This window comes from Burkholderia sp. AU15512 (genome assembly GCF_002223325.1).
Lineage (GTDB): Bacteria > Pseudomonadota > Gammaproteobacteria > Burkholderiales > Burkholderiaceae > Burkholderia.
Genome location: NZ_NKEX01000004.1, coordinates 916,350 through 934,053, shown reverse-complemented (window position 1 = coordinate 934,053; position 17,704 = coordinate 916,350). Strand labels below are relative to the sequence as shown.

The window sequence follows — 17,704 nt, the reverse complement described above, 5'->3', positions numbered from 1 at the left end:
GCCTGGCGCGGAGTTGCGCGCGCTGCGAACCGGTGTGCTGCGCGGCACATCGCATCGGCCGCGGCCGGGAGGCGGATTGGCGATCCGGCGCGGTTGCGATGCCCGGAAAACTGGTTCAGCAAGAACCGGGCCTGTTTGTTGCCGTACTCCAGCGGGCTCGTATTGTAACTGAATCGCAAGCGGGCGCCGTATCGGGTCGATCCCCGTCGGCTGCGCCAATATCTAGAAAATATAACGCGCAAATCGCGAAAAAGCGATGACGGCGAAACCCTGCCCAAAAAGGGCGCCTCCCGGCCGCCGCAGCCGCCTGCGCGGCGGCCTCGCGGCGGCATGTGCGGCGGGTTGCCCGCGCGCGTCAGGCGAGGCAGGCGTCGAGGCCGTCGGTGATCAGGTCCTGCGGCAGATCGACGCCGATGAACACCATCTTGTTCGTCTTCTTCTCGACCGGCAGCCACTTCGACGCGAGGTCGCTGCCCATCATCTGATGCACGCCCTGGAACACGACCTTGCGATCGACGCCCTTCATGTACAGCACGCCCTTGTAGCGCAGCATCCGCTCGCCGTAGATCTGCAGGATGCCGCCGAGGAAGTCTTCCAGCTTGTTCGGGTCGAACGGGCGGTCGTTGCGGTACACGAACGACTTGATCTTGTCGTCGTGGTGCGCGTGGTGGTGATGGTGGTGGCCATGGTCGTGATCGTGCGCGCATTGACCGTGATCGTGGTCGCAACTGGCGTGATCGTGATCATGGTCGTGATCGTGGTGGTGATGCGCGTGATCGTCCTCGGCGAGGAAGTCGGGGTCGATCTCGAGCTTCGCGTTCAGGTTGAAGCCGCGCAGGTCGAAGATTTCCTTGATGTCCGCTTCGCCGAAGTTCACGACCTTGATCGCGGCCTTCGGGTTCATGTGCATCAGGCGGTGCTTGAGGCCGGCCACCGTCTGGTCGTCGACCAGGTCCGACTTCGTGATGAACAGGCGATCGGCGAAGCCGACCTGGCGCTGCACGACTTCGTGCTCGTCGAGCTGCGCGTTCGCATGCTTCGCGTCGACCAGCGTGATGACCGCGTCGAGCAGGAAATCGTCGGCGATTTCGCTGTCGATGAAGAAGGTTTGCGCGACCGGGCCCGGATTCGCGAGGCCGGTCGTTTCGATCACGATGCGGTCGAAGTCGAGCTTGCCTTCGCGCTTCTTCGCGGCGAGCTCGCCGAGCGTGCGTGCGAGGTCGCCGCGGATCGTGCAGCAGATGCAGCCGTTGCTCATCTGGATGATCTGCTCGTTCGAATCCTGGATGAGGATTTCGTTGTCGATGTTCTCTTCGCCGAACTCGTTCTCGATCACGGCGATCTTCATGCCGTGCTGTTCGTTCAGGATGCGCTTGAGCAGCGTCGTCTTGCCGCTGCCGAGGAAGCCGGTGAGGATGGTGACGGGAGTGGCCATGTCAATCGCCTGTGGTTCGTGAATCGGGGTCAAAACCAGGATGTGCATCGCGCCCGGGGCTTTGCCAGCCGGGGCGCACAACCATCCATTGAAACATACCTGTCAAGCCCTCGCCCGTCGTCCGAACGACAGGCGGGAGCGCGGATCCGCCGGGCGCCAGGGCGCGGCCGGCGAACGGTTACGCGCGTAGATCGGGGCGATCAGACGATTTGCAACAGCAGGCCCTTCAGATATTCACCTTCCGGGAAGGCCGCGAGCAGCGGGTGATCGACGCCCGCGCCGAGGCGTTTCAGGATGCGCGCGTCCACCTTCGCGTCGGCGGCCGCGCCCGCGACGATCTTCTGGAACAGGTCCATGTCGATCGCGCCGGAGCACGAGTACGTGAACAGCAGGCCGCCCGGACGCAGCAGCTTGAAGCCGCTCAGGTTGATGTCCTTGTACGCGCGCGCCGCGCGATCGACGCTGTCGCGCGTCGGCGCGAACTTCGGCGGATCGAGCACGATCAGGTCGAAACGCTCGCCTTCATCGACGAGGCGCCGCAGCGTCTTGAATGCGTCGGCGTCGAGCCAGGTCGCGCGTTCGGCGTCGAAGCCGTTGGCGACGACGTTCTGCTGCGCGAGCGCGAGCGCATCGCCCGACGAGTCGATCGACACGACGCGCTTCGCGCCGCCCTTGAGCGCCGCGAGCGAGAAGCCGCCCGTGTAGCAGAAGCAGTTCAGCACGTCGCGACCGGCCGCGTACTGCGCCACCAGCGCGCGGTTGTCGCGCTGGTCGACGTAGAAGCCCGTCTTGTGGCCGTTCGGCACGTCGACGTGATAACGCACGCCGTTTTCGTTCGAGATCAGTGTCGCGGGCGGCGCATCGCCGGCCAGCACGCCGGTCGTCTGTTCGAGCCCTTCCTTGTCGCGGATCGACACGTCCGAGCGCTCGTAGACGTTCGGGCAGTCCGTGGCGCCGACGAGCGCCTTCACGATCGCGTCCTTCCACGCCTCGACGCCCGCGGCCATGAACTGGCAGACGAGCTGGCCGCGCGGGGCGGCGCCGGCTTCGGCGGTGTCCGCGACGTAGTAGTCGACGATCAGCCCCGGCAGCCCGTCGGCTTCGCCGAACACGAGCCGCACCGCGCCCGTGCCCGACACCATCGTCGTGCGGTGCGCGACCGCGCGCTGCACGCGGCGCTTGAAGAACGCGTGGTCGATCGGCTCGTTCTCGTCGAAGCTCCACACGCGCACGCGGATCTGCGATTGCGGGCTGTACGCGCCGCGCGCGAGGAAGCGGCCGTCGTGCGCGCGCACGATCACGGTCGCGCCGGGCGCGGGCTTGCCGTCGACGCGGTCGATCGCATTGGCGTAGATCCACGGATGGCGGCGCAGCAGCGATTTTTCCTTGGACGGCTTGAGGGTGACGGTTTGCATGATGAGATCGAAATGGGCCGTGCGCGACGCCGACCGTGGCCGGTCGCCGCGCGCGGCGGGTAACACGGGACGCGCGTCAGTCGCGCTTCTTCGCGCGCGGGTGCGCACTGTCGTAAATCTTCGCGAGATGCTGGAAGTCGAGCGATGTATAGACCTGCGTCGCGGAGACGCTCGCGTGGCCGAGCAGCTCCTGCACCGCGCGCAGGTCGCCGCTCGACTGCAGCACGTGCGTCGCGAACGAGTGGCGCAGCACGTGCGGATGGACGTTGGCGGGGATGCCCGCGGTGAGCGCCGCGCGCTTCACGCGCTCGCGCACGACGCCCGGCGACATCCGGTTGCCGCGCACGGACACGAACAGCGGATGCGGATCGTGCTTCACGAATTCGCCGCGTACCGCGAGCCACGCGTTCAGCGCATCGATCGCCTTGCGGCCGACCGGCACCTTGCGCTCCTTGTTGCCCTTGCCGCGCACGGTGACTTCGGCTTCGGCGAGGTCGAGCCAGCCGGTCGAGCGGTAGCCGTCGGCCTGCGTGTACATCACGTCGAGCCCGATCAACTCGGCGAGGCGCAGCCCCGACGAATAGAACAGCTCGAGAATCGCGTGATCGCGAATGCCTTCGGTCGTGTTGGCAAGCGGCGCGTCCATCAATACGGAAGCATCGTCGACCGACAGCGCCTTCGGCAAGGTCTTCGCGCGTTTCGGCGCGCGCACCGCGGCGACCGGGTTCGCGGGCATCTCGACGCGCTGCGCGAGCCAGCGGTAGAACGCGCGCCACGCGGACAGCCGGTGCGAGATCGACCGGGCGGACAGCCCGCCCGAATGTGCGCGCGCGACCGCGCCGCGCATGTCGGCGGCCGTCAGCGCTTCGAGCGGCCGGCCGTTCGCGAGCCTCTTCAGCTCGTCGAGTTCGTGCGTGTAGCCGCGCAGCGTGTGTTCCGACAGCTGCCTGACGTGCTTCAGGTTCGACAGGTAGGCGGCGATCGGATCGTCTGTCATCGCGTGCGGCAGGATCAGTGCGGCAGCAGGCGCGTGAGCGCGGCGCTCGCGAGCGTCGCGATCTGCGCGAGGAAGTCGGTGGCCATCCCGTCGTGGAAGCGGCGCGGGTCGGGCGAGCCGAGCACGAGCAGGCCGAACGCGGGCGCATCGTTGCCCGCGAGCGGCGCACGCAGCGCGAGCAGCGCGACCGACGCGGCCGAGCCGTCGCCGGCGGAAGACGCGGCTTCCGCGCTTTCCGCCGCATGCGCGGCCGGGGCGGCGATCGCGGGCGCGAGCCACTGCGCGGCCTCGAAGCCCGTGTTCGCACCGCAGTACGGCGTCGACAGCCCGTTCGTGAACAGGCGCACTTCCTCGCCGACCTGGCGCGCGAAGTCGGCCTGCGAGTAGGTGTCGGCGACATCCCACACGCGCAGCGCCGTCTGCGGCACGTCGAAGACTTCGGCGATGCCGTCGGCGATCGTGCGCGGCAGCGCATACGGATCGCGTTCCGCGATCACGCGTGCCGTCCAGCGGCTGAACTTCGCGGACAGGCTGTCGTTCTCGTGGCCGTAGCGCACGAGCTCGGCGAGCCGGCGCTCGAGATGCTTGTTCTTGTCGCGCAGCATCTCCATCTGCCGCTCCTGCAGCGAGATCGCGGCCTTGCCGTGCGGGTTCGCGAGGCGGATCGTCGCGAGCAATTCGGCGTGCTGCGCGAAGAATTCGGGGTTGGCGAGCAGGTAGTCGGCGACTTCGCGATCGTTCATGTGGCTGGGGCGTTCAGTTATCAAGGACGTTGCAGGGTCAGACGTTCAGGTCGATCTCGCCTTCGAACACGGTCGTGGCGGGGCCGGCCATCATCAGCGCGGCGGCTTCGTCGCGCGCGCCGTCCCAGCTGATCGTCAGCGTGCCGCCGTGCGTGTGCACGGTCACCGGCGAATCGAGCAGGCCGCGCCGGATACCGGCCGCGACCGCCGCGCACGCGCCGGTGCCGCACGCGAGCGTCTCGCCCGCCGCGCGTTCGTACACGCGCAGCTTTACTTCGCTGCGCGACACGATCTGCATGAAGCCGGCGTTCACGCGCTCCGGGAAGCGCGCGTGGTGCTCGATCAGCGGGCCTTCCTCGAGCACCGGATACGCCTCGGTGTCGTCGACGACCTGCACCGCGTGCGGGTTGCCCATCGTCACCGTCGAGATCCAGCGCGTCGCACCGCCGACGTCGAGCGGCCACAGCGTGTCGCGACCCTCGGTCCGGCCGTCGAGGCCCGCTGCGTCGAACGGCACCTGCGCCGGCGTGAACACGGGCGCACCCATGTCGACGACGACTTCGCCGTTGTCCTGCATCGTCAGCGTGATCAGGCCCTTCATCACCTGCACGCGCACGCTGCGCTTGTCGGTCAGGCCGCGGTCGCTGACGAATTTCACGAAGCAGCGCGCGCCGTTGCCGCAGTGTTCGACCTCGCCGCCGTCGCAATTGAAGATCCGGTACTTGAAATCGACGCCGTCGACGGTCGGTTTCTCGACGAGCAGCAGCTGGTCGGCGCCGATGCCGAAGTGGCGGTTGGCGAGCGCACGCACCTGCGCTTCGGTGAGCGGCGGCAATGCGCGCGAATAACCGTCGAGCACGACGAAGTCGTTGCCCGCGCCGTGCATCTTGGTGAACGAGAGTTTCACTGGGTCCGGATTTCCATGGCGAACAAGGCGGTCAGCGCGGCGCGCGTGACGCCGCGCCATGCCGGGCGGCCTCGTTCGTCGTGCTGATCTCAACCGCAAATGATACATGCAGCCGACAGGGGGCGTCCTGCGCGGGCGGAGGCGGGTGGGGGCGAAATGGGGTACATCTGCCGATCGGTCGACTGGTCGCGTGTGCGACAGGCGGGCAGATTGATGCGGTGTGACGGGCCTGTCGTGGTGCCAGCAGGGTTCGGCGAAAACACGGGATGGCGCGGACGCGTACTTTCGTACAGGTCAAATTGACAACGCAATCAAGCGATTCGTATAGTGTGGCTATACGCATGGGCCATGCTGTCGACATCGTGACTCGAATCTGGGAGATCCATGATCAAGTCGTGGCAGCACAAGGGGCTGGAAGCGTGTTTCACGAACGGGAACAAGGCGGGCATCCGGCCCGACCATGCGCCAAGGTTACGGCGCCAGCTTGCACGTCTCGACGTCGCGAGCCGGCCGCTCGACATGAACGTGCCGGGCTGGCGGTTTCACGGCCTTGCCCGGGGACTGGACGGCCGTTTCGCGGTGAGCGCGAGCAGCAACTGGCGTCTGACGTTCAGCTTCGAGGGTGCCGACGCTGTTCCGGTCGATTACCAGGACTACCACTGAGGTGATTCAAGCGATGACTCGCATCTTCAATCCGCCGCATCCAGGCGAATCGCTGCGCGACGACGTGTTGCCGGCATTCGGCCTGACCGTCACCGAGGCCGCGGCGCAACTCGGCGTCACGCGTGCGGCGTTGTCGCGCATTCTGCATGGTCATGCGGGGATCTCGCCGGAAATGGCGTTGCGCATCGAGGCGTGGCTTGGCGAGGAAAACGGCGGTCGCGCGGATCTGTGGCTCGCCCAGCAATCCGCTTACGACTTGTGGCAGGCGCGCGCGAAAGGCGTGCCCAAGGTGGCGAGAGCGCGGGCACGCACGTGACCGCGCTCTCATGAGCATGGCTCAGTACAGGCTCGGCTCGCCGTTCGGGCGCGTCTTGAAGCGCTTGTGGACCCAATAGTATTGCTCGGGCAGCAGCGGAATCTGTTCCTCGAGGAATGCGTTCATCCGCCGCGCGTCGAGATCGTCGTCGCCGGTCGGGTAGTGATCCCACGGCTTGAATACCTTCAGACGGTAGCCCTTGTAGTTCGGCAGCACCTCGCCGATGAACGGCACGACCTGCGCGCGGCCCGTCTTCGCGAGCCGGCCGACCGCCGTCAGCGTGCAGGCGGGCACGCCGAAGAACGGCACGAACGTCGAATTGCGCAGCCCGTAGTCCATGTCGGCGCCGAGCATCACCGGCTTGCGGTCGCGCAGCCAGCGCAGCACGACGCGCGCGCTGTCCGCGCGGCCGACCATCTCGGCGTCGAAACGCCCGCGCGCCTTCTTCGCCTCTGCCTCGAGCACCGCGTTCGAGAACGGCTGGTAGAGCGACCCGCAGCGGCGATGCAGCGAACGATTCAGCCAGATCGAGCCGGCCTCGATGCCGACGAAATGCAGGCCGAGGAACAGCGTCGGCGGCAGGTCCGGATCGTCGAGGTCGACCGCGCTGTCGACCTGGATCAGCTTCGCGAGCTTTTTCTCCGAGCCGAACCACTGCACGCTGCGTTCGACGTAGCTGCGGATCGCATGGCGGAAATGCTGCCCGGCAATTTCCTCGCGGCGTTCGTCGCTCCAGTCAGGGAAGCAGAGTTTCAGATTGGTGTGTACGATGCGCTTTCGCCGGCTGGGGATCTTGTAGAGCAGCCAGCCGAGACCATCGCCGAACCGTGCGGTCAGGCCGTACGGCAACAGGGCGAGCAGTTTCAGCAAGCCAATGGCGAGGTGCGTGGCTAGACGACCTAGCATGCGAAACCTCCGTGGGACCGGCTGGCCGGCGCTTTGCGAACAGGGTGGTGAGACAGCGGAAGATGCAGCACGGGCGGCGCTCTGTGACAATTCAGGAAAGCCGCTATAATACGGGCTTCGCCGAGTTAACTGACAACTTGCGGGGCGAAGCCGGTTGGCGTCACACACGCTGCCCGGTCCTGGTAATCCGCTAAAGCGTCGCCGCTTCAGGCCCAACGAAGCTGGCTACGTGAAACCAACCGTAACCACACAGGAGCCTGAAAAAGTGGCAAACGATTATTTCTTCACGTCCGAATCCGTTTCTGAAGGCCATCCGGACAAAGTCGCGGACCAGATCTCGGACGCGATCCTCGATGCCATCCTCGAGCAGGACAAATATTCCCGCGTCGCGGCGGAAACGCTGTGCAACACGGGTCTCGTCGTGCTGGCCGGTGAAATCACCACGACGGCCAACATCGACTACATCCAGATCGCGCGCGACACGATCAAGCGCATCGGCTACGACAACACCGACTACGGCATCGACTACAAGGGTTGCGCGGTGCTCGTCGCGTACGACAAGCAGTCGCCGGACATCGCCCAGGGCGTCGATCGTGCACACGACGACAACCTCGACCAGGGCGCGGGCGACCAAGGTCTGATGTTCGGTTACGCGTGCGATGAAACGCCGGAACTGATGCCGCTGCCGATCTACCTGTCGCACCGCCTCGTCGAGCGCCAGGCCAGCCTGCGCCGCGACGGCCGCCTGCAATGGCTGCGCCCGGACGCGAAGTCGCAGGTGACGGTCCGCTACGTCGACGGCAAGCCCGATTCGATCGACACCGTCGTGCTGTCGACGCAGCACGCACCGGACATCGAGCTGCCGGCGCTGCGCGAAGCCGTGATCGAGGAAATCATCAAGCCGACGCTGCCGGCCGACCTGATCAAGGGCGACATCAAGTTCCTGGTGAACCCGACCGGCCGATTCGTGATCGGTGGCCCGCAGGGCGACTGCGGCCTGACCGGCCGCAAGATCATCGTCGATACCTACGGCGGTGCCGCACCGCACGGCGGCGGCGCGTTCTCGGGCAAGGATCCGTCGAAGGTCGACCGTTCGGCTGCATACGCAGGCCGCTACGTCGCGAAGAACATCGTCGCCGCCGGCCTCGCGTCGCGCGCGCTGATCCAGGTGTCGTACGCGATCGGCGTGGCCGAGCCGACCTCGGTGATGGTCAACACGTTCGGCACGGGCCGCGTGTCGGATGCGGTGATCACGAAGCTCGTGCGCGAGCATTTCGACCTGCGTCCGAAGGGCATCATCAAGATGCTCGACCTGCTGCGCCCGATCTACGAGAAGACCGCTGCTTACGGCCACTTCGGCCGTGAAGAGCCGGAGTTCTCGTGGGAAGCGACCGACAAGGCGCTCGCCCTGGCCGAAGCGGCCGGCGTCGAGCCGACGGCACGCGTCGCGTGAGCGTCGTTCGCCTCAAATGAAAAACCCCGGCTAGCCGGGGTTTTTTTATGCGTCCGATCGCCGCAGCGATCGGGTAACGGCGCGACGGCGATCGTCGCGCGGCGGTGCCCGCCGGCGTGCGCTCAGCGCGCGCCAAACCCGAACCAGCCGTTGCTGGCCGCGAGGCGGCGCGGGCGGTTGACGCGGCGCTGCGGGCCGAGCGTGCGGCGCAGCGCGAGCGCGCGCAGCGACGACGGCTTCTGCAGCAGCGAGCGCAGGCCGGCACGGCGCGAGAACGCCTGCGTGCTCATCATCGAGAAAAATGCGTGGAACCACGCACGGATACCGTCCAGCCGGCTATGTGCGGGCGTACGCTCGGCCAGCGCCTGCGTGCGTGCGCGGTGATGGCGCAGCGAGCGGGCAGGAGCGGGCGGCACGACGCGCTTCGCAGCGCGGCTGAGACGGGAAGTCAGACGGAATGGCATGTGAACGATGCTTCGCTTGTATGGATGGCGCCTTTGGGAGCGCACTGGTATGAACGGCCTCGGATTGCGCAACGGATCTTACCGAAACCCGTTGCGCGCCGCGCCCGCCAGAATTGACAGGCCGCGACAGGCTACAGGGGATTCATGACGGGCAAAAGTCGCGATAAACCCTTGTGCCATAACGCGTGTGCCGCATACCGCCTGTCGCTGAGGCCGGCGCCGCGCCGCACAGTTCCCTTGAGCCGGATCAAATTCGCGATTGGCATGCCCCTGCGCACGACAATGGTGCTGTTCGCGGCATCCGGCGCCGATTTACAATCGTCACATTCACACAATAAGCGTCTGGCATCCCATGTCGTCTCCATTGCAGTCGGAATCGATCCGCGCGCAAGTCGCGGAATTGCGCGAGCGCGGCTTCGTCGTCGCGCGTGGCCTCGTCAGCGACGAGCAGTGCGCGGCGCTCAGGCAGGTCGCGGAGCGCCAGTTGCGGGAGGCGGCCGAGCCGATCGAGTTCGAGGCGGACCTGCGCTATCCGGGCGCGCCCGAGTCCAAGCATGCGCCGGGCGGGCATACGGTGCGGCGGCTGCTCGACGCGTATTCGCGTGATCCGGCCTTCGCCGAGCGCGCGATCGCACCCGAAATCGGCGCGTGGATGCGCGAGTATTTCGGCGAAGAACCGGTGCTGTCGCGCGCGCATCACAACTGCATGATGACCAAGCATCCCGCGTACGGCAGCCTGACCGGCTGGCATCGCGATTTCCGCTACTGGTCGTTCGAGCGTCCGGACATGGTGTCGGTGTGGCTCGCGCTCGGGCCGGAAACGAACGAGAACGGCGCACTGTGGCTCGTACCGGGGTCGCATACGGCCGAATTCGGGCCCGAAGCGTTCGACGATGCGAAGTTCTTCCGCAGCGACCTGCCGGAAAACCGGAAGATGATCGATGCGGCCACGTGCCCGTCGCTGCAGACCGGCGACGTCGTGTTCTTCCACAGCAACACGCTGCATTCGGCCGGGCAGAACCGTTCCGAACAGGTGAAGTTCTCGCTCGTGTACACGTATCACGGCGCGAGCAACCGGCCGGTGCCCGGCACGCGCTCGGCATCGAAATCGGAAGTGCCGTTCTAGGCGCGCAGCGGGCGGCCTTCAAGGCCGCGGCGATGACGCGATGCCGCGCATCGCGGGTGCATGGAACAACGGGCGGCCTGGCCGCCCGTTTCGTTTGGAGCGCGGCCCGAGCGCATGACGCGGGCCGTGCGTGCATCGCGCGGGGCGCTCAGCGCTTGCCGCCCGGCATCGCGAGGCCGATCAGGCCGATGAACGATGCGACGGCACCGCCCACGATCAGCAGGATCGTCTTCGTCGCGGGCGAACCGGTGAAGAAGCGCGACACGTTGTCGTTGATCGAATGGAACGACTGGCCGCCGAAATACAGCAGCACGACGCCGCCGACGAGCAGCGCAACCGAGATGACCCGGGACATACCAACCTCGCAGAAACGGTGATTCGAGACGCCGCAGTGTAGGCGACGGCCGCGGCCGCGTCCATCGTCGCGCCGTCGAGCGCGTTCCGGCCGCTTTCGCTACCATAGTCGTCGTATGACTCCTTCGCCGCCGCCGCGCCGCACGCGCGGCCGGCGCGCGTCCCTTCTCCCGATGTCCTGACGGAACCGACTCATGGCCTACGAAGCAGCTTCCGAACGTTATGCAGACATGCAATACCGCACCTGCGGCAAATCCGGGCTCAAACTGCCCGCGCTGTCGCTCGGCCTGTGGCACAACTTCGGCGACACGACGCCGATCTCGACGCAGCGCGACATTCTGCGCACCGCGTTCGACCTCGGCATCAACCACTTCGATCTCGCGAACAACTACGGGCCGCCGTACGGCAGCGCGGAGACCAACTTCGGTCGGCTGCTGAAGGAAGATTTCCGGCCGTATCGCGACGAGCTGCTGATCTCGACCAAGGCCGGCTGGGACATGTGGCCGGGGCCGTACGGCAGCGGCGGCGGGTCGCGCAAGTACGTGCTCGCGAGCCTCGACCAGAGCCTGCAGCGGATGGGGCTCGACTACGTCGACATCTTCTATTCGCACCGCTTCGACGCGCACACGCCGCTCGAGGAAACGGCGGGCGCGCTCGCATCCGCCGTGCAGCAGGGCAAGGCGCTCTACATCGGCATTTCGTCGTACTCGGCGGCGAAGACGCGCGAGATGGCCGAGCTGCTCGCGCAGTACAAGGTGCCGCTGCTGATCCACCAGCCGTCGTACAACCTGCTGAATCGCTGGGTCGAAACCGAACTGCTCGGCACGCTCGACGAGATCGGCACGGGCAGCATCGCGTTCACGCCGCTCGCGCAGGGGCTGCTCACGTCGAAGTACCTGAACGGCGTGCCGGCCGACGCGCGCGTGAACAAGCCGGGCGGCGGCTCGCTGAAGCAGGATCACCTGAGCGCGGACAACCTCGACCATGTGCGCAAGCTCAACGCGATCGCCGAACGGCGCGGGCAGAGCCTCGCGCAGATGGCGCTCGCCTGGGTGTTGCGCAACGGCCGCGTGACGTCCGCGTTGATCGGCGCCAGCCGCGCGGAGCAGGTGCGTGAAAACGTCGGCGCACTGAAGAACCTCGAATTCTCGGCGGAAGAGCTCGCGGAGATCGATCGTTACGCGACGGAAGGCGGCATCAATCTGTGGGAAAAGCCGTCCACCGATCAGGCGATCTGACCGGCAGTCGATACGGCATGCGAAACATCGCGTGCCGCATCAATGGCTTGTGCGCAGCCCATCGCATCGCTGCAGTGCAGCGATGCACGTCACGCACGGGTGGTGCGCCGCTAGATCAGCGCAGGCAGGCCTTCGACGAGCAATACCGCGACGCCGACGCCGAGAATGACGCCCAGCACGCGCAGCAGGTTGTGGCGGAATTCGGTCGCGCACGGCACCGCGCCGAGAAATAGCGCTCCGGCCAGCGCCATCGGAATCAACAGGATGAAGTCGCCGATCGTGAAGTAGGTCGTCATGCGTGTCTCCAAGGTCGACCGGAGCGGGCGCATGCGCGCTTGCTCCGGCCCCATGCCGGGTGTTTCTAGTCTTGGTCCGGCCCGATTGCGAGCGGGGCGGTCAATTCGAGTATAGGCAACCGGCAGCGCTTTTCGCTATCCGAACCATTAAAAATCAGCGGAAAGCCCCGCGAATCGCGCATTTTTCCCGCAAGTTCGACGAACGCCTTGCGCGCATCTTTCTCGCGCCTTTCGATTTTTGCGGATTCGTCGTATGTTCCGGTGCGTGCCGCCGCCCCCGCGGGCGCGGCGGCACGCCCGCTCATGCGCGGTCGGGTTGCACGCGGGCGGCCGGCGCGCGGAACACGAGCGCGAGCCCCGCGATGATCGCGCCCATGCCGGCGAGCGCGAGCGGCTCGGGCCGGTTGCCGAGCCACGCGGCATCCATCAGCGTGGTGACGACGGGCACGAGATAGAACAGGCTCGTCACGTTGACGAGATCGCCGCGCTGCATCAACCGGTAGAACAGCAGTTGCGCGATCACCGAAATCACGATGCCGAGCCACAGCAGCGGGATCACGAAGGCCCAGCTCAGGTCGAACGACACCGGCCGGAACGGCACGATCGCCACGCACAGCGCGAGGCCGATCGCATTCTGCAGCGGCAGCACGTCGGCGGGCGCCGCACGTACGCGCTTTTGCAGCAGCGAGCCGGCAGTCAGCGCGACGAGCGCGGTGAGCGCGCACGCGATGCCCGCGAGTGACAGGCCGCCGTCTCCTGTGCCGCGGAACACGACGAGCGCGAGACCGGCCAGCGACAGCGCGAGCCCCGCGATGCGCACGGGCTGCCAGCGCCGCTCGACGATCGCGAGCGTGAGGATCGGCTGTACGCCGAGGATCGTCGCGAGCACGCCCGGCGCGATCCCGCGTTCGAGCGCGAGCAGGTAGAAGATCGAATAGCCGCCCATCATCAGCAAGCCGGTCAGCGCGGCCATGCGCCGTTCGCCGCGCGGCGGCAGCCAGCGCTTGCGCAGGAGGGCCAGCCCGAGCAGCACGAGCGATGCCAGTGCGAAACGTGCGGTGAGAAAGACGAACGCGGACGCGTGACGCAGCCCGAGTTCAGCGAAGATCGCGCCGCTGCTCCACAGCAGCACGAAGAGCGACGTCGCGCCATGCGCGGCGAGCGCGCGTTTGAACGAAACCATGTGAATCACCTGTCGAACGGATCGGAATGTTCCATCCGCGCGCGCAGCAGCACGCCGTGCGTCACGACGCACGAATGCGAGCCTGCGGGCGAATGGAAGACGAAACGAAAAGCCGGCTGGTCAGCCGACGCGTGCCGCCGGAGGGGGCGGCGCGGCGCCGACGAGCGGCGGGGCGACAGGAGGAGGAAGGACCGACGGATGCGCGCACGCCTGCGGCCGCGAGTCGAACTGCGGCCGGGATTGTGCGAGGACGGACGTGAGCGGATGCATCGTGTCGGAATGCGCTTGAACGCGAATGAGCATCAAAGGTAACGCAAGGCCTGCATCGGATGCAACACAAGTCGGTGGCGCATCGCACGGCGAAGGTCGGAGGGCGATGCGTGGGCAACCGTTGCTGTGCGGGCTGCGTTCGAAGCAGGGGGAAGGCGATGACGGCGTCGCGCGATTCGGCAATCGCAGTCGCGCGAAATTGCCTGGTGACCCGATACCGGATTCACGGTGCATGTGGGGCGTCCGTCACGTACGCGCCGCGGTGATGCCGGGGATTCGGCGGCCAGTCACATTCGACAGGGTATGATGGGGGTAACCGGGCGGGCAAGCGTCTACCCCGGCGCAGTGGTTGATTGGAGACATTCGACGAATTCGCGGCACTTCGCCTGCTTCTTCTTCTTTTCGTGCTTCGATAAACCGTGAACAATGGGATTACGCGCAACGCTCCGACGAGAGCGCGCGGATCGTGCATTTGCCGGCCCCCAGCGGGCCGGGTTTCAAGATTCAAGAGTGGGGAACCATCATGCATGTCGGGTCGATTGTCTGCACTACCCATATCGCGGTGCCGAAGGGCGCGCGCGGCATCGTCCAGCGCGTCCTGGGCGACATGGCCATGGTGACCTGGTACGCGGGCGTACCGGGCGAGTCCAAGGAACTCAACACCGAGCCGTTCTTTCTCGAGGACCTGATCGACACCGGCGAATCCGTACTGCCGGCCGGCGCGGCGCTTCACTAACGGGCGCTCGTCTTTCAGTCCGGCTGACGGCACAATGCGGGGCATGAAAGACGTCACTTCCGCTCCCGCTTCTCCCGCCGGCCCGCCGTTTGCCGGACTCACGCCCGAGTGCGTGCTCGACGCGCTCGACAGCGTGCTGATACCGGCCGGCCTGCGCACCGACGGGCGCCTGCTCGCGCTCAACAGCTACGAAAACCGCGTCTATCAGGTCGGTATCGAAGACGGCCCGCCGGTCGTCGCGAAGTTCTACCGTCCGGCGCGCTGGTCGGACGAAGCGATCCTCGAAGAGCACGCGTTCGTCGCCGAACTCGCCGCGCGCGAGATTCCGGCGGTGCCCGCCCGCACCTTCGACGGCCGCACGCTGCACGCGTTCGACGGCTTCCGCTTCTCGATCTTCGAGCGGCGCGGCGGTCGCGCGCCCGATCTCGATCGCAGCGACACGCTCGAATGGCTCGGCCGCTTCATCGGCCGGATCCATGCGGTCGGCGCGACGCAGCCGTATGTCGCGCGTCCCGTGCTCGACATCAGGACGTTCGGCTATGAGCCGCGCGACTACCTGCTCGCGCACGATTTCATTCCGGACGATGTGCGGCCCGCATACGAGACGGCCGTGAACCTCGCGCTCGAAGGCGTCGAGGCCGCGTTCGAGCGGGCGGGCGAGATCCGCTTGCTGCGCACGCACGGCGACTGTCATCCGAGCAACGTGCTGTGGACCGATGCCGGCCCGCACTTCGTCGACTTCGACGACAGCCGGATGGCGCCCGCGATCCAGGATCTGTGGCTGCTGCTGCCGGGCGATCGCGAAGGCGCATCGCGTGCGCTGGCGGACCTGCTGGCCGGCTATGAGGACTTCTGCGAATTCGAGCCGCGCGAGCTGCATCTCGTCGAAGCGCTGCGCACGCTGCGGCTGATCCACTACGCCGCATGGCTCGCGCGGCGCTGGGACGATCCCGCGTTTCCGGCCGCATTCCCGTGGTTCAACACGCATCGTTACTGGGAAGCGCGCGTGCTCGAGTTGCGCGAGCAGATCGGCGCGATGCAGGAAGGGCCGCTCTGGCCCGTGTGACGGCGCGCGCGGCACCCTCGCCGCGCGGCACGCCTGCGCGGGCCGCGGCGCGCTGCGCGCGGCCCGTTTTCCGTTTCGCCTAGAACTTCAGCATCAGCTTGATCAGTGCGGCGAAGCGCTTGCCGTACGGCGGCGCGAGCAGGTTGCGCGCGTTCAGGCGCGCCTGCGTGAGCACCGGCTTCATCTTCGAGAACGTCACGAAGCCGTCGTAGCCGTGATAGGCGCCCATGCCGCTCGCCCCGACCCCACCGAACGGCAAACTGCCGCATGCGATGTGCATCAGCGTTTCGTTGACCGTGACGCCGCCCGAGATCGTTTCGCGCATCACGCGGTCGATCGTGCCGCCGTCCTCGTCGAACAGGTAGAGCGCGAGCGGACGCGGGCGTGCATTCACGTAGGCGATCGCTTCGTCGAGCCGTTCGTACGGCACGAGCGGCAGCAGTGGCCCGAAGATTTCCTCCTGCATCAGTTGCGACGCGGCCGGCACCTGCGTGACCGCGCACGGCACGAAGCGGCGCGAGGCGGGATCGGATCGCGCGTCGGACAGCGGATGCAGTTGCGCGCCGGCTGCCTGCGCGTCGCTCGCGAGCTGCTGCAGCCGCGCGTAGTGGCGCGGCGACACGATCGTCGTGTAGTCGCCGTTGGCGGACAGGTCGGGATACATCTTCGCGAACCGGGCGCGCGCGCGCTCGATGAACGCGGCTTCCATGCCGCGCGGCAGCAGCACGTAGTCGGGCGCGATGCAGGTCTGGCCCGCGTTCAGCGTCTTGCCCGCGACGATCGCGTCGACCGCTGCATCGAAGCGCGCGTTCGGGCCGACGATCGCCGGCGACTTGCCGCCGAGTTCGAGCGTGACGGGCGTGAGGTTGTCGGCGGCCGCGCGCATCACGTGGCGGCCGACGTGCGTCGAGCCGGTGAACAGCAGGTGATCGAACGGCAGCCCGCTGAACGCGGCGCCCACTTCCGCATCGCCGTTCACGACCGCGACGTGGTCGCGCGTGAAGGTCTTGGCAATGAGCTGCTCGAACAGCGCCGACGTGCGCGGCGTCAGTTCGGACATTTTGATGATCGCGCGGTTGCCGGCCGCGAGCGCGCAGATCAGCGGGCCGGCCGCGAGCAGCACCGGGTAGTTCCACGGCACGACGATGCCGACCACGCCGAGCGGCTGCGGAATCACCTTCGCGCGCGCCGGGCGCAGCCACTTGTTCATCGGCTTGCGGATCGGCTTCATCCAGCGCTTGCCGTGCTTGAGCGCGTCGTCGATCTCTTCCTTCGCCATCCAGATTTCCGACAGCAGCACTTCCTGTTTCGCGCGATGACCGAAATCGGCGCTGATCGCTTCGGCGAGGGCATCCGCATGGTCGATCAGCATCGTGCGCAGCGCGCGCAGGTGCTGCACGCGCGTTTCCCATGCCGGATACGGCGCGCGCAGGTAGGCTGCGCGCTGGTCGCGCAGCAGCGCCGTCAGCGCATCCACCGACGGCTGGGCTTGCGGGGCCAGTTCGGGCAGGTCGTTCTTCATGTCGTCTCCTCCAGTTGGGCCAGGCGGGTCGGCCGGCCGTCACGCCGCACGCGCACGCTCGGCGAGCGCGGCGACGCGGATCGGGGTGGTGCGGGTCGCGCGGCACGGGGCCGGATGCGACGTGTGCTCGAAAACCGGTTGAAGCGTGCAGCGGGCGTCGCATCCGCGCGACGGTGTGTGCATCCGGAAACCGTGTCGATGCGCATGTGCAGGTAGTGCGACGCGACCGTTGCCGGGCACGCGATGCTGAGGCGCGACTACCTGCCGGCGCACCGAAGCGGGGCAGCGCGACAGGTCCGTCAAATCATGCCGCGGCGCATCGTGCCGCTGCGGCCAGCACTCATCCAAACGGTCGGCGACGACACGTGCCGTTCGATTTCGATCGACCACGCGCATGACGTTAAGCATCCCCGCGCGGGCAGCCGTTTGAAATGAAATGCGGGCTGCGCGCATCGCATCCGGATCACCCGGTCGGCACGCGGCCTGCAGAACCTGGCGCTGCATCGTCGTCACTCCCGTTTCGCAACGGATCGGCTTCTCGTGGCCGGCGCGTCGCGCCAAGCGAATCGATACATCTTAAATTTAGTTCACGCGAGCGTTTAGAGGAATCGCTC

General features: G+C 66.9%; 20 protein-coding genes. 7 read left to right on the top strand and 13 right to left on the bottom strand.

The window, feature by feature from the left end:
- Positions 1 to 355: 355 nt before the first annotated feature.
- The 5 genes from CFB43_RS17005 to dapF form a co-directional block, all read right to left on the bottom strand.
- Positions 356 to 1,435 carry a CobW family GTP-binding protein gene (locus CFB43_RS17005; RefSeq protein WP_089431838.1) on the bottom strand — a complete coding sequence of 360 codons (1,080 nt, stop codon included), beginning with the start codon at positions 1,433 to 1,435 and terminating at the stop codon, positions 356 to 358.
- Between the two features lie 200 nt (positions 1,436 to 1,635).
- Positions 1,636 to 2,850, bottom strand: coding sequence for a class I SAM-dependent rRNA methyltransferase (locus CFB43_RS17000; protein WP_089495831.1), 1,215 nt, complete (start codon positions 2,848 to 2,850; stop codon positions 1,636 to 1,638).
- Between the two features lie 76 nt (positions 2,851 to 2,926).
- A complete protein-coding gene (gene xerC, locus CFB43_RS16995) occupies positions 2,927 to 3,847 on the bottom strand; it encodes a tyrosine recombinase XerC (RefSeq protein WP_089495830.1) in 921 nt (306 codons plus the stop codon).
- A gap of 14 nt (positions 3,848 to 3,861) precedes the next feature.
- Positions 3,862 to 4,590: a DUF484 family protein gene (locus CFB43_RS16990; protein WP_089495829.1), complete on the bottom strand. Its 729-nt coding sequence runs from the start codon at positions 4,588 to 4,590 to the stop codon at positions 3,862 to 3,864.
- Between the two features lie 37 nt (positions 4,591 to 4,627).
- Positions 4,628 to 5,497 (bottom strand): diaminopimelate epimerase, encoded by an 870-nt coding sequence (dapF, locus tag CFB43_RS16985; protein WP_089441252.1) that lies wholly within the window; start codon positions 5,495 to 5,497, stop codon positions 4,628 to 4,630.
- A gap of 384 nt (positions 5,498 to 5,881) precedes the next feature.
- Between dapF and CFB43_RS16980 the strand changes: the two genes are divergently transcribed.
- Both CFB43_RS16980 and CFB43_RS16975 read left to right on the top strand, forming a co-directional pair.
- A complete protein-coding gene (locus tag CFB43_RS16980; RefSeq protein ID WP_089495828.1) occupies positions 5,882 to 6,160 on the top strand; it encodes a type II toxin-antitoxin system RelE/ParE family toxin in 279 nt (92 codons plus the stop codon).
- Between the two features lie 13 nt (positions 6,161 to 6,173).
- Positions 6,174 to 6,476, top strand: a complete 303-nt coding sequence (locus CFB43_RS16975; protein WP_089457101.1) for a HigA family addiction module antitoxin — start codon at positions 6,174 to 6,176, stop codon at positions 6,474 to 6,476.
- A 21-nt stretch (positions 6,477 to 6,497) separates the two neighbouring features.
- Here the strand turns inward: CFB43_RS16975 and lpxL are convergent, their stop codons facing one another.
- Positions 6,498 to 7,382 (bottom strand): lauroyl acyltransferase LpxL, encoded by an 885-nt coding sequence (gene lpxL / locus CFB43_RS16970; protein WP_089495827.1) that lies wholly within the window; start codon positions 7,380 to 7,382, stop codon positions 6,498 to 6,500.
- Positions 7,383 to 7,647: 265 nt separating this feature from the next.
- Between lpxL and metK the strand changes: the two genes are divergently transcribed.
- Positions 7,648 to 8,835, top strand: coding sequence for a methionine adenosyltransferase (gene metK / locus CFB43_RS16965; protein ID WP_039353866.1), 1,188 nt, complete (start codon positions 7,648 to 7,650; stop codon positions 8,833 to 8,835).
- Between the two features lie 122 nt (positions 8,836 to 8,957).
- On the opposite strand, the gene CFB43_RS16960 is transcribed toward metK, so the two are convergent.
- On the bottom strand, positions 8,958 to 9,299 hold the full coding sequence (locus CFB43_RS16960; RefSeq protein ID WP_089426563.1) for a hypothetical protein: 342 nt from the start codon (positions 9,297 to 9,299) through the stop codon (positions 8,958 to 8,960).
- A 352-nt stretch (positions 9,300 to 9,651) separates the two neighbouring features.
- On the opposite strand from CFB43_RS16960, the gene CFB43_RS16955 reads away from it, so the two are divergent.
- Positions 9,652 to 10,425, top strand: a complete 774-nt coding sequence (locus CFB43_RS16955; RefSeq protein WP_089495826.1) for a phytanoyl-CoA dioxygenase family protein — start codon at positions 9,652 to 9,654, stop codon at positions 10,423 to 10,425.
- A gap of 148 nt (positions 10,426 to 10,573) precedes the next feature.
- On the opposite strand, the gene CFB43_RS16950 is transcribed toward CFB43_RS16955, so the two are convergent.
- Positions 10,574 to 10,780, bottom strand: a complete 207-nt coding sequence (locus tag CFB43_RS16950) for a DUF3185 family protein (protein ID WP_011353528.1) — start codon at positions 10,778 to 10,780, stop codon at positions 10,574 to 10,576.
- Positions 10,781 to 10,973: 193 nt separating this feature from the next.
- On the opposite strand from CFB43_RS16950, the gene mgrA reads away from it, so the two are divergent.
- Positions 10,974 to 12,017, top strand: a complete 1,044-nt coding sequence (mgrA, locus tag CFB43_RS16945; RefSeq protein ID WP_089495825.1) for an L-glyceraldehyde 3-phosphate reductase — start codon at positions 10,974 to 10,976, stop codon at positions 12,015 to 12,017.
- 110 nt (positions 12,018 to 12,127) lie between these two features.
- On the opposite strand, the gene CFB43_RS16940 is transcribed toward mgrA, so the two are convergent.
- The 3 genes from CFB43_RS16940 to CFB43_RS16930 form a co-directional block, all read right to left on the bottom strand.
- Positions 12,128 to 12,313 (bottom strand): hypothetical protein, encoded by a 186-nt coding sequence (locus tag CFB43_RS16940; RefSeq protein WP_011353526.1) that lies wholly within the window; start codon positions 12,311 to 12,313, stop codon positions 12,128 to 12,130.
- 65 nt (positions 12,314 to 12,378) lie between these two features.
- The gene (locus CFB43_RS16935) at positions 12,379 to 12,618 is read right to left on the bottom strand and encodes a hypothetical protein (RefSeq protein ID WP_089495824.1); all 240 of its coding nucleotides are present in this window, start codon (positions 12,616 to 12,618) and stop codon (positions 12,379 to 12,381) included.
- Positions 12,615 to 13,496 carry a DMT family transporter gene (locus CFB43_RS16930; RefSeq protein ID WP_089426673.1) on the bottom strand — a complete coding sequence of 294 codons (882 nt, stop codon included), beginning with the start codon at positions 13,494 to 13,496 and terminating at the stop codon, positions 12,615 to 12,617. The genes CFB43_RS16935 and CFB43_RS16930 overlap by 4 nt, the downstream gene beginning before the upstream one ends.
- A 793-nt stretch (positions 13,497 to 14,289) precedes the next feature.
- Between CFB43_RS16930 and CFB43_RS16920 the strand changes: the two genes are divergently transcribed.
- Positions 14,290 to 14,502 (top strand): hypothetical protein, encoded by a 213-nt coding sequence (locus CFB43_RS16920; RefSeq protein ID WP_011353523.1) that lies wholly within the window; start codon positions 14,290 to 14,292, stop codon positions 14,500 to 14,502.
- 43 nt (positions 14,503 to 14,545) lie between these two features.
- Positions 14,546 to 15,568, top strand: coding sequence for a serine/threonine protein kinase (locus tag CFB43_RS16915; RefSeq protein ID WP_373452551.1), 1,023 nt, complete (start codon positions 14,546 to 14,548; stop codon positions 15,566 to 15,568).
- 79 nt (positions 15,569 to 15,647) lie between these two features.
- Here the strand turns inward: CFB43_RS16915 and CFB43_RS16910 are convergent, their stop codons facing one another.
- Together CFB43_RS16910 and CFB43_RS38415 are read right to left on the bottom strand one after the other, a co-directional pair.
- Positions 15,648 to 17,090 (bottom strand): coniferyl aldehyde dehydrogenase, encoded by a 1,443-nt coding sequence (locus tag CFB43_RS16910; RefSeq protein ID WP_089495823.1) that lies wholly within the window; start codon positions 17,088 to 17,090, stop codon positions 15,648 to 15,650.
- A gap of 39 nt (positions 17,091 to 17,129) precedes the next feature.
- Entirely contained in the window at positions 17,130 to 17,603 is a 474-nt protein-coding gene (locus CFB43_RS38415; RefSeq protein WP_179254829.1) for a hypothetical protein, read from the bottom strand.
- Positions 17,604 to 17,704 lie beyond the last annotated feature (101 nt).

What these genes read in the sequence shown, in the direction of transcription:
- CFB43_RS16935 (WP_089495824.1), bottom strand. Translation starts at nt 12,618, where the DNA reads ATGAGCGGGCGTGCCGCCGCGCCCGCGGGGGCGGCGGCACGCACCGGA.
- CFB43_RS16930 (WP_089426673.1), bottom strand. Translation starts at nt 13,496, where the DNA reads ATGGTTTCGTTCAAACGCGCGCTCGCCGCGCATGGCGCGACGTCGCTC.
- CFB43_RS16915 (WP_373452551.1), top strand. Translation starts at nt 14,546, where the DNA reads ATGAAAGACGTCACTTCCGCTCCCGCTTCTCCCGCCGGCCCGCCGTTT.
- CFB43_RS16910 (WP_089495823.1), bottom strand. Translation starts at nt 17,090, where the DNA reads ATGAAGAACGACCTGCCCGAACTGGCCCCGCAAGCCCAGCCGTCGGTG.
- xerC (WP_089495830.1), bottom strand. Translation starts at nt 3,847, where the DNA reads ATGACAGACGATCCGATCGCCGCCTACCTGTCGAACCTGAAGCACGTC.
- CFB43_RS17005 (WP_089431838.1), bottom strand. Translation starts at nt 1,435, where the DNA reads ATGGCCACTCCCGTCACCATCCTCACCGGCTTCCTCGGCAGCGGCAAG.
- CFB43_RS16975 (WP_089457101.1), top strand. Translation starts at nt 6,174, where the DNA reads ATGACTCGCATCTTCAATCCGCCGCATCCAGGCGAATCGCTGCGCGAC.
- CFB43_RS16960 (WP_089426563.1), bottom strand. Translation starts at nt 9,299, where the DNA reads ATGCCATTCCGTCTGACTTCCCGTCTCAGCCGCGCTGCGAAGCGCGTC.
- lpxL (WP_089495827.1), bottom strand. Translation starts at nt 7,382, where the DNA reads ATGCTAGGTCGTCTAGCCACGCACCTCGCCATTGGCTTGCTGAAACTG.
- CFB43_RS17000 (WP_089495831.1), bottom strand. Translation starts at nt 2,850, where the DNA reads ATGCAAACCGTCACCCTCAAGCCGTCCAAGGAAAAATCGCTGCTGCGC.
- CFB43_RS16980 (WP_089495828.1), top strand. Translation starts at nt 5,882, where the DNA reads ATGATCAAGTCGTGGCAGCACAAGGGGCTGGAAGCGTGTTTCACGAAC.
- mgrA (WP_089495825.1), top strand. Translation starts at nt 10,974, where the DNA reads ATGGCCTACGAAGCAGCTTCCGAACGTTATGCAGACATGCAATACCGC.
- CFB43_RS16990 (WP_089495829.1), bottom strand. Translation starts at nt 4,590, where the DNA reads ATGAACGATCGCGAAGTCGCCGACTACCTGCTCGCCAACCCCGAATTC.
- CFB43_RS16920 (WP_011353523.1), top strand. Translation starts at nt 14,290, where the DNA reads ATGCATGTCGGGTCGATTGTCTGCACTACCCATATCGCGGTGCCGAAG.
- CFB43_RS16950 (WP_011353528.1), bottom strand. Translation starts at nt 10,780, where the DNA reads ATGTCCCGGGTCATCTCGGTTGCGCTGCTCGTCGGCGGCGTCGTGCTG.
- CFB43_RS16955 (WP_089495826.1), top strand. Translation starts at nt 9,652, where the DNA reads ATGTCGTCTCCATTGCAGTCGGAATCGATCCGCGCGCAAGTCGCGGAA.
- CFB43_RS16940 (WP_011353526.1), bottom strand. Translation starts at nt 12,313, where the DNA reads ATGACGACCTACTTCACGATCGGCGACTTCATCCTGTTGATTCCGATG.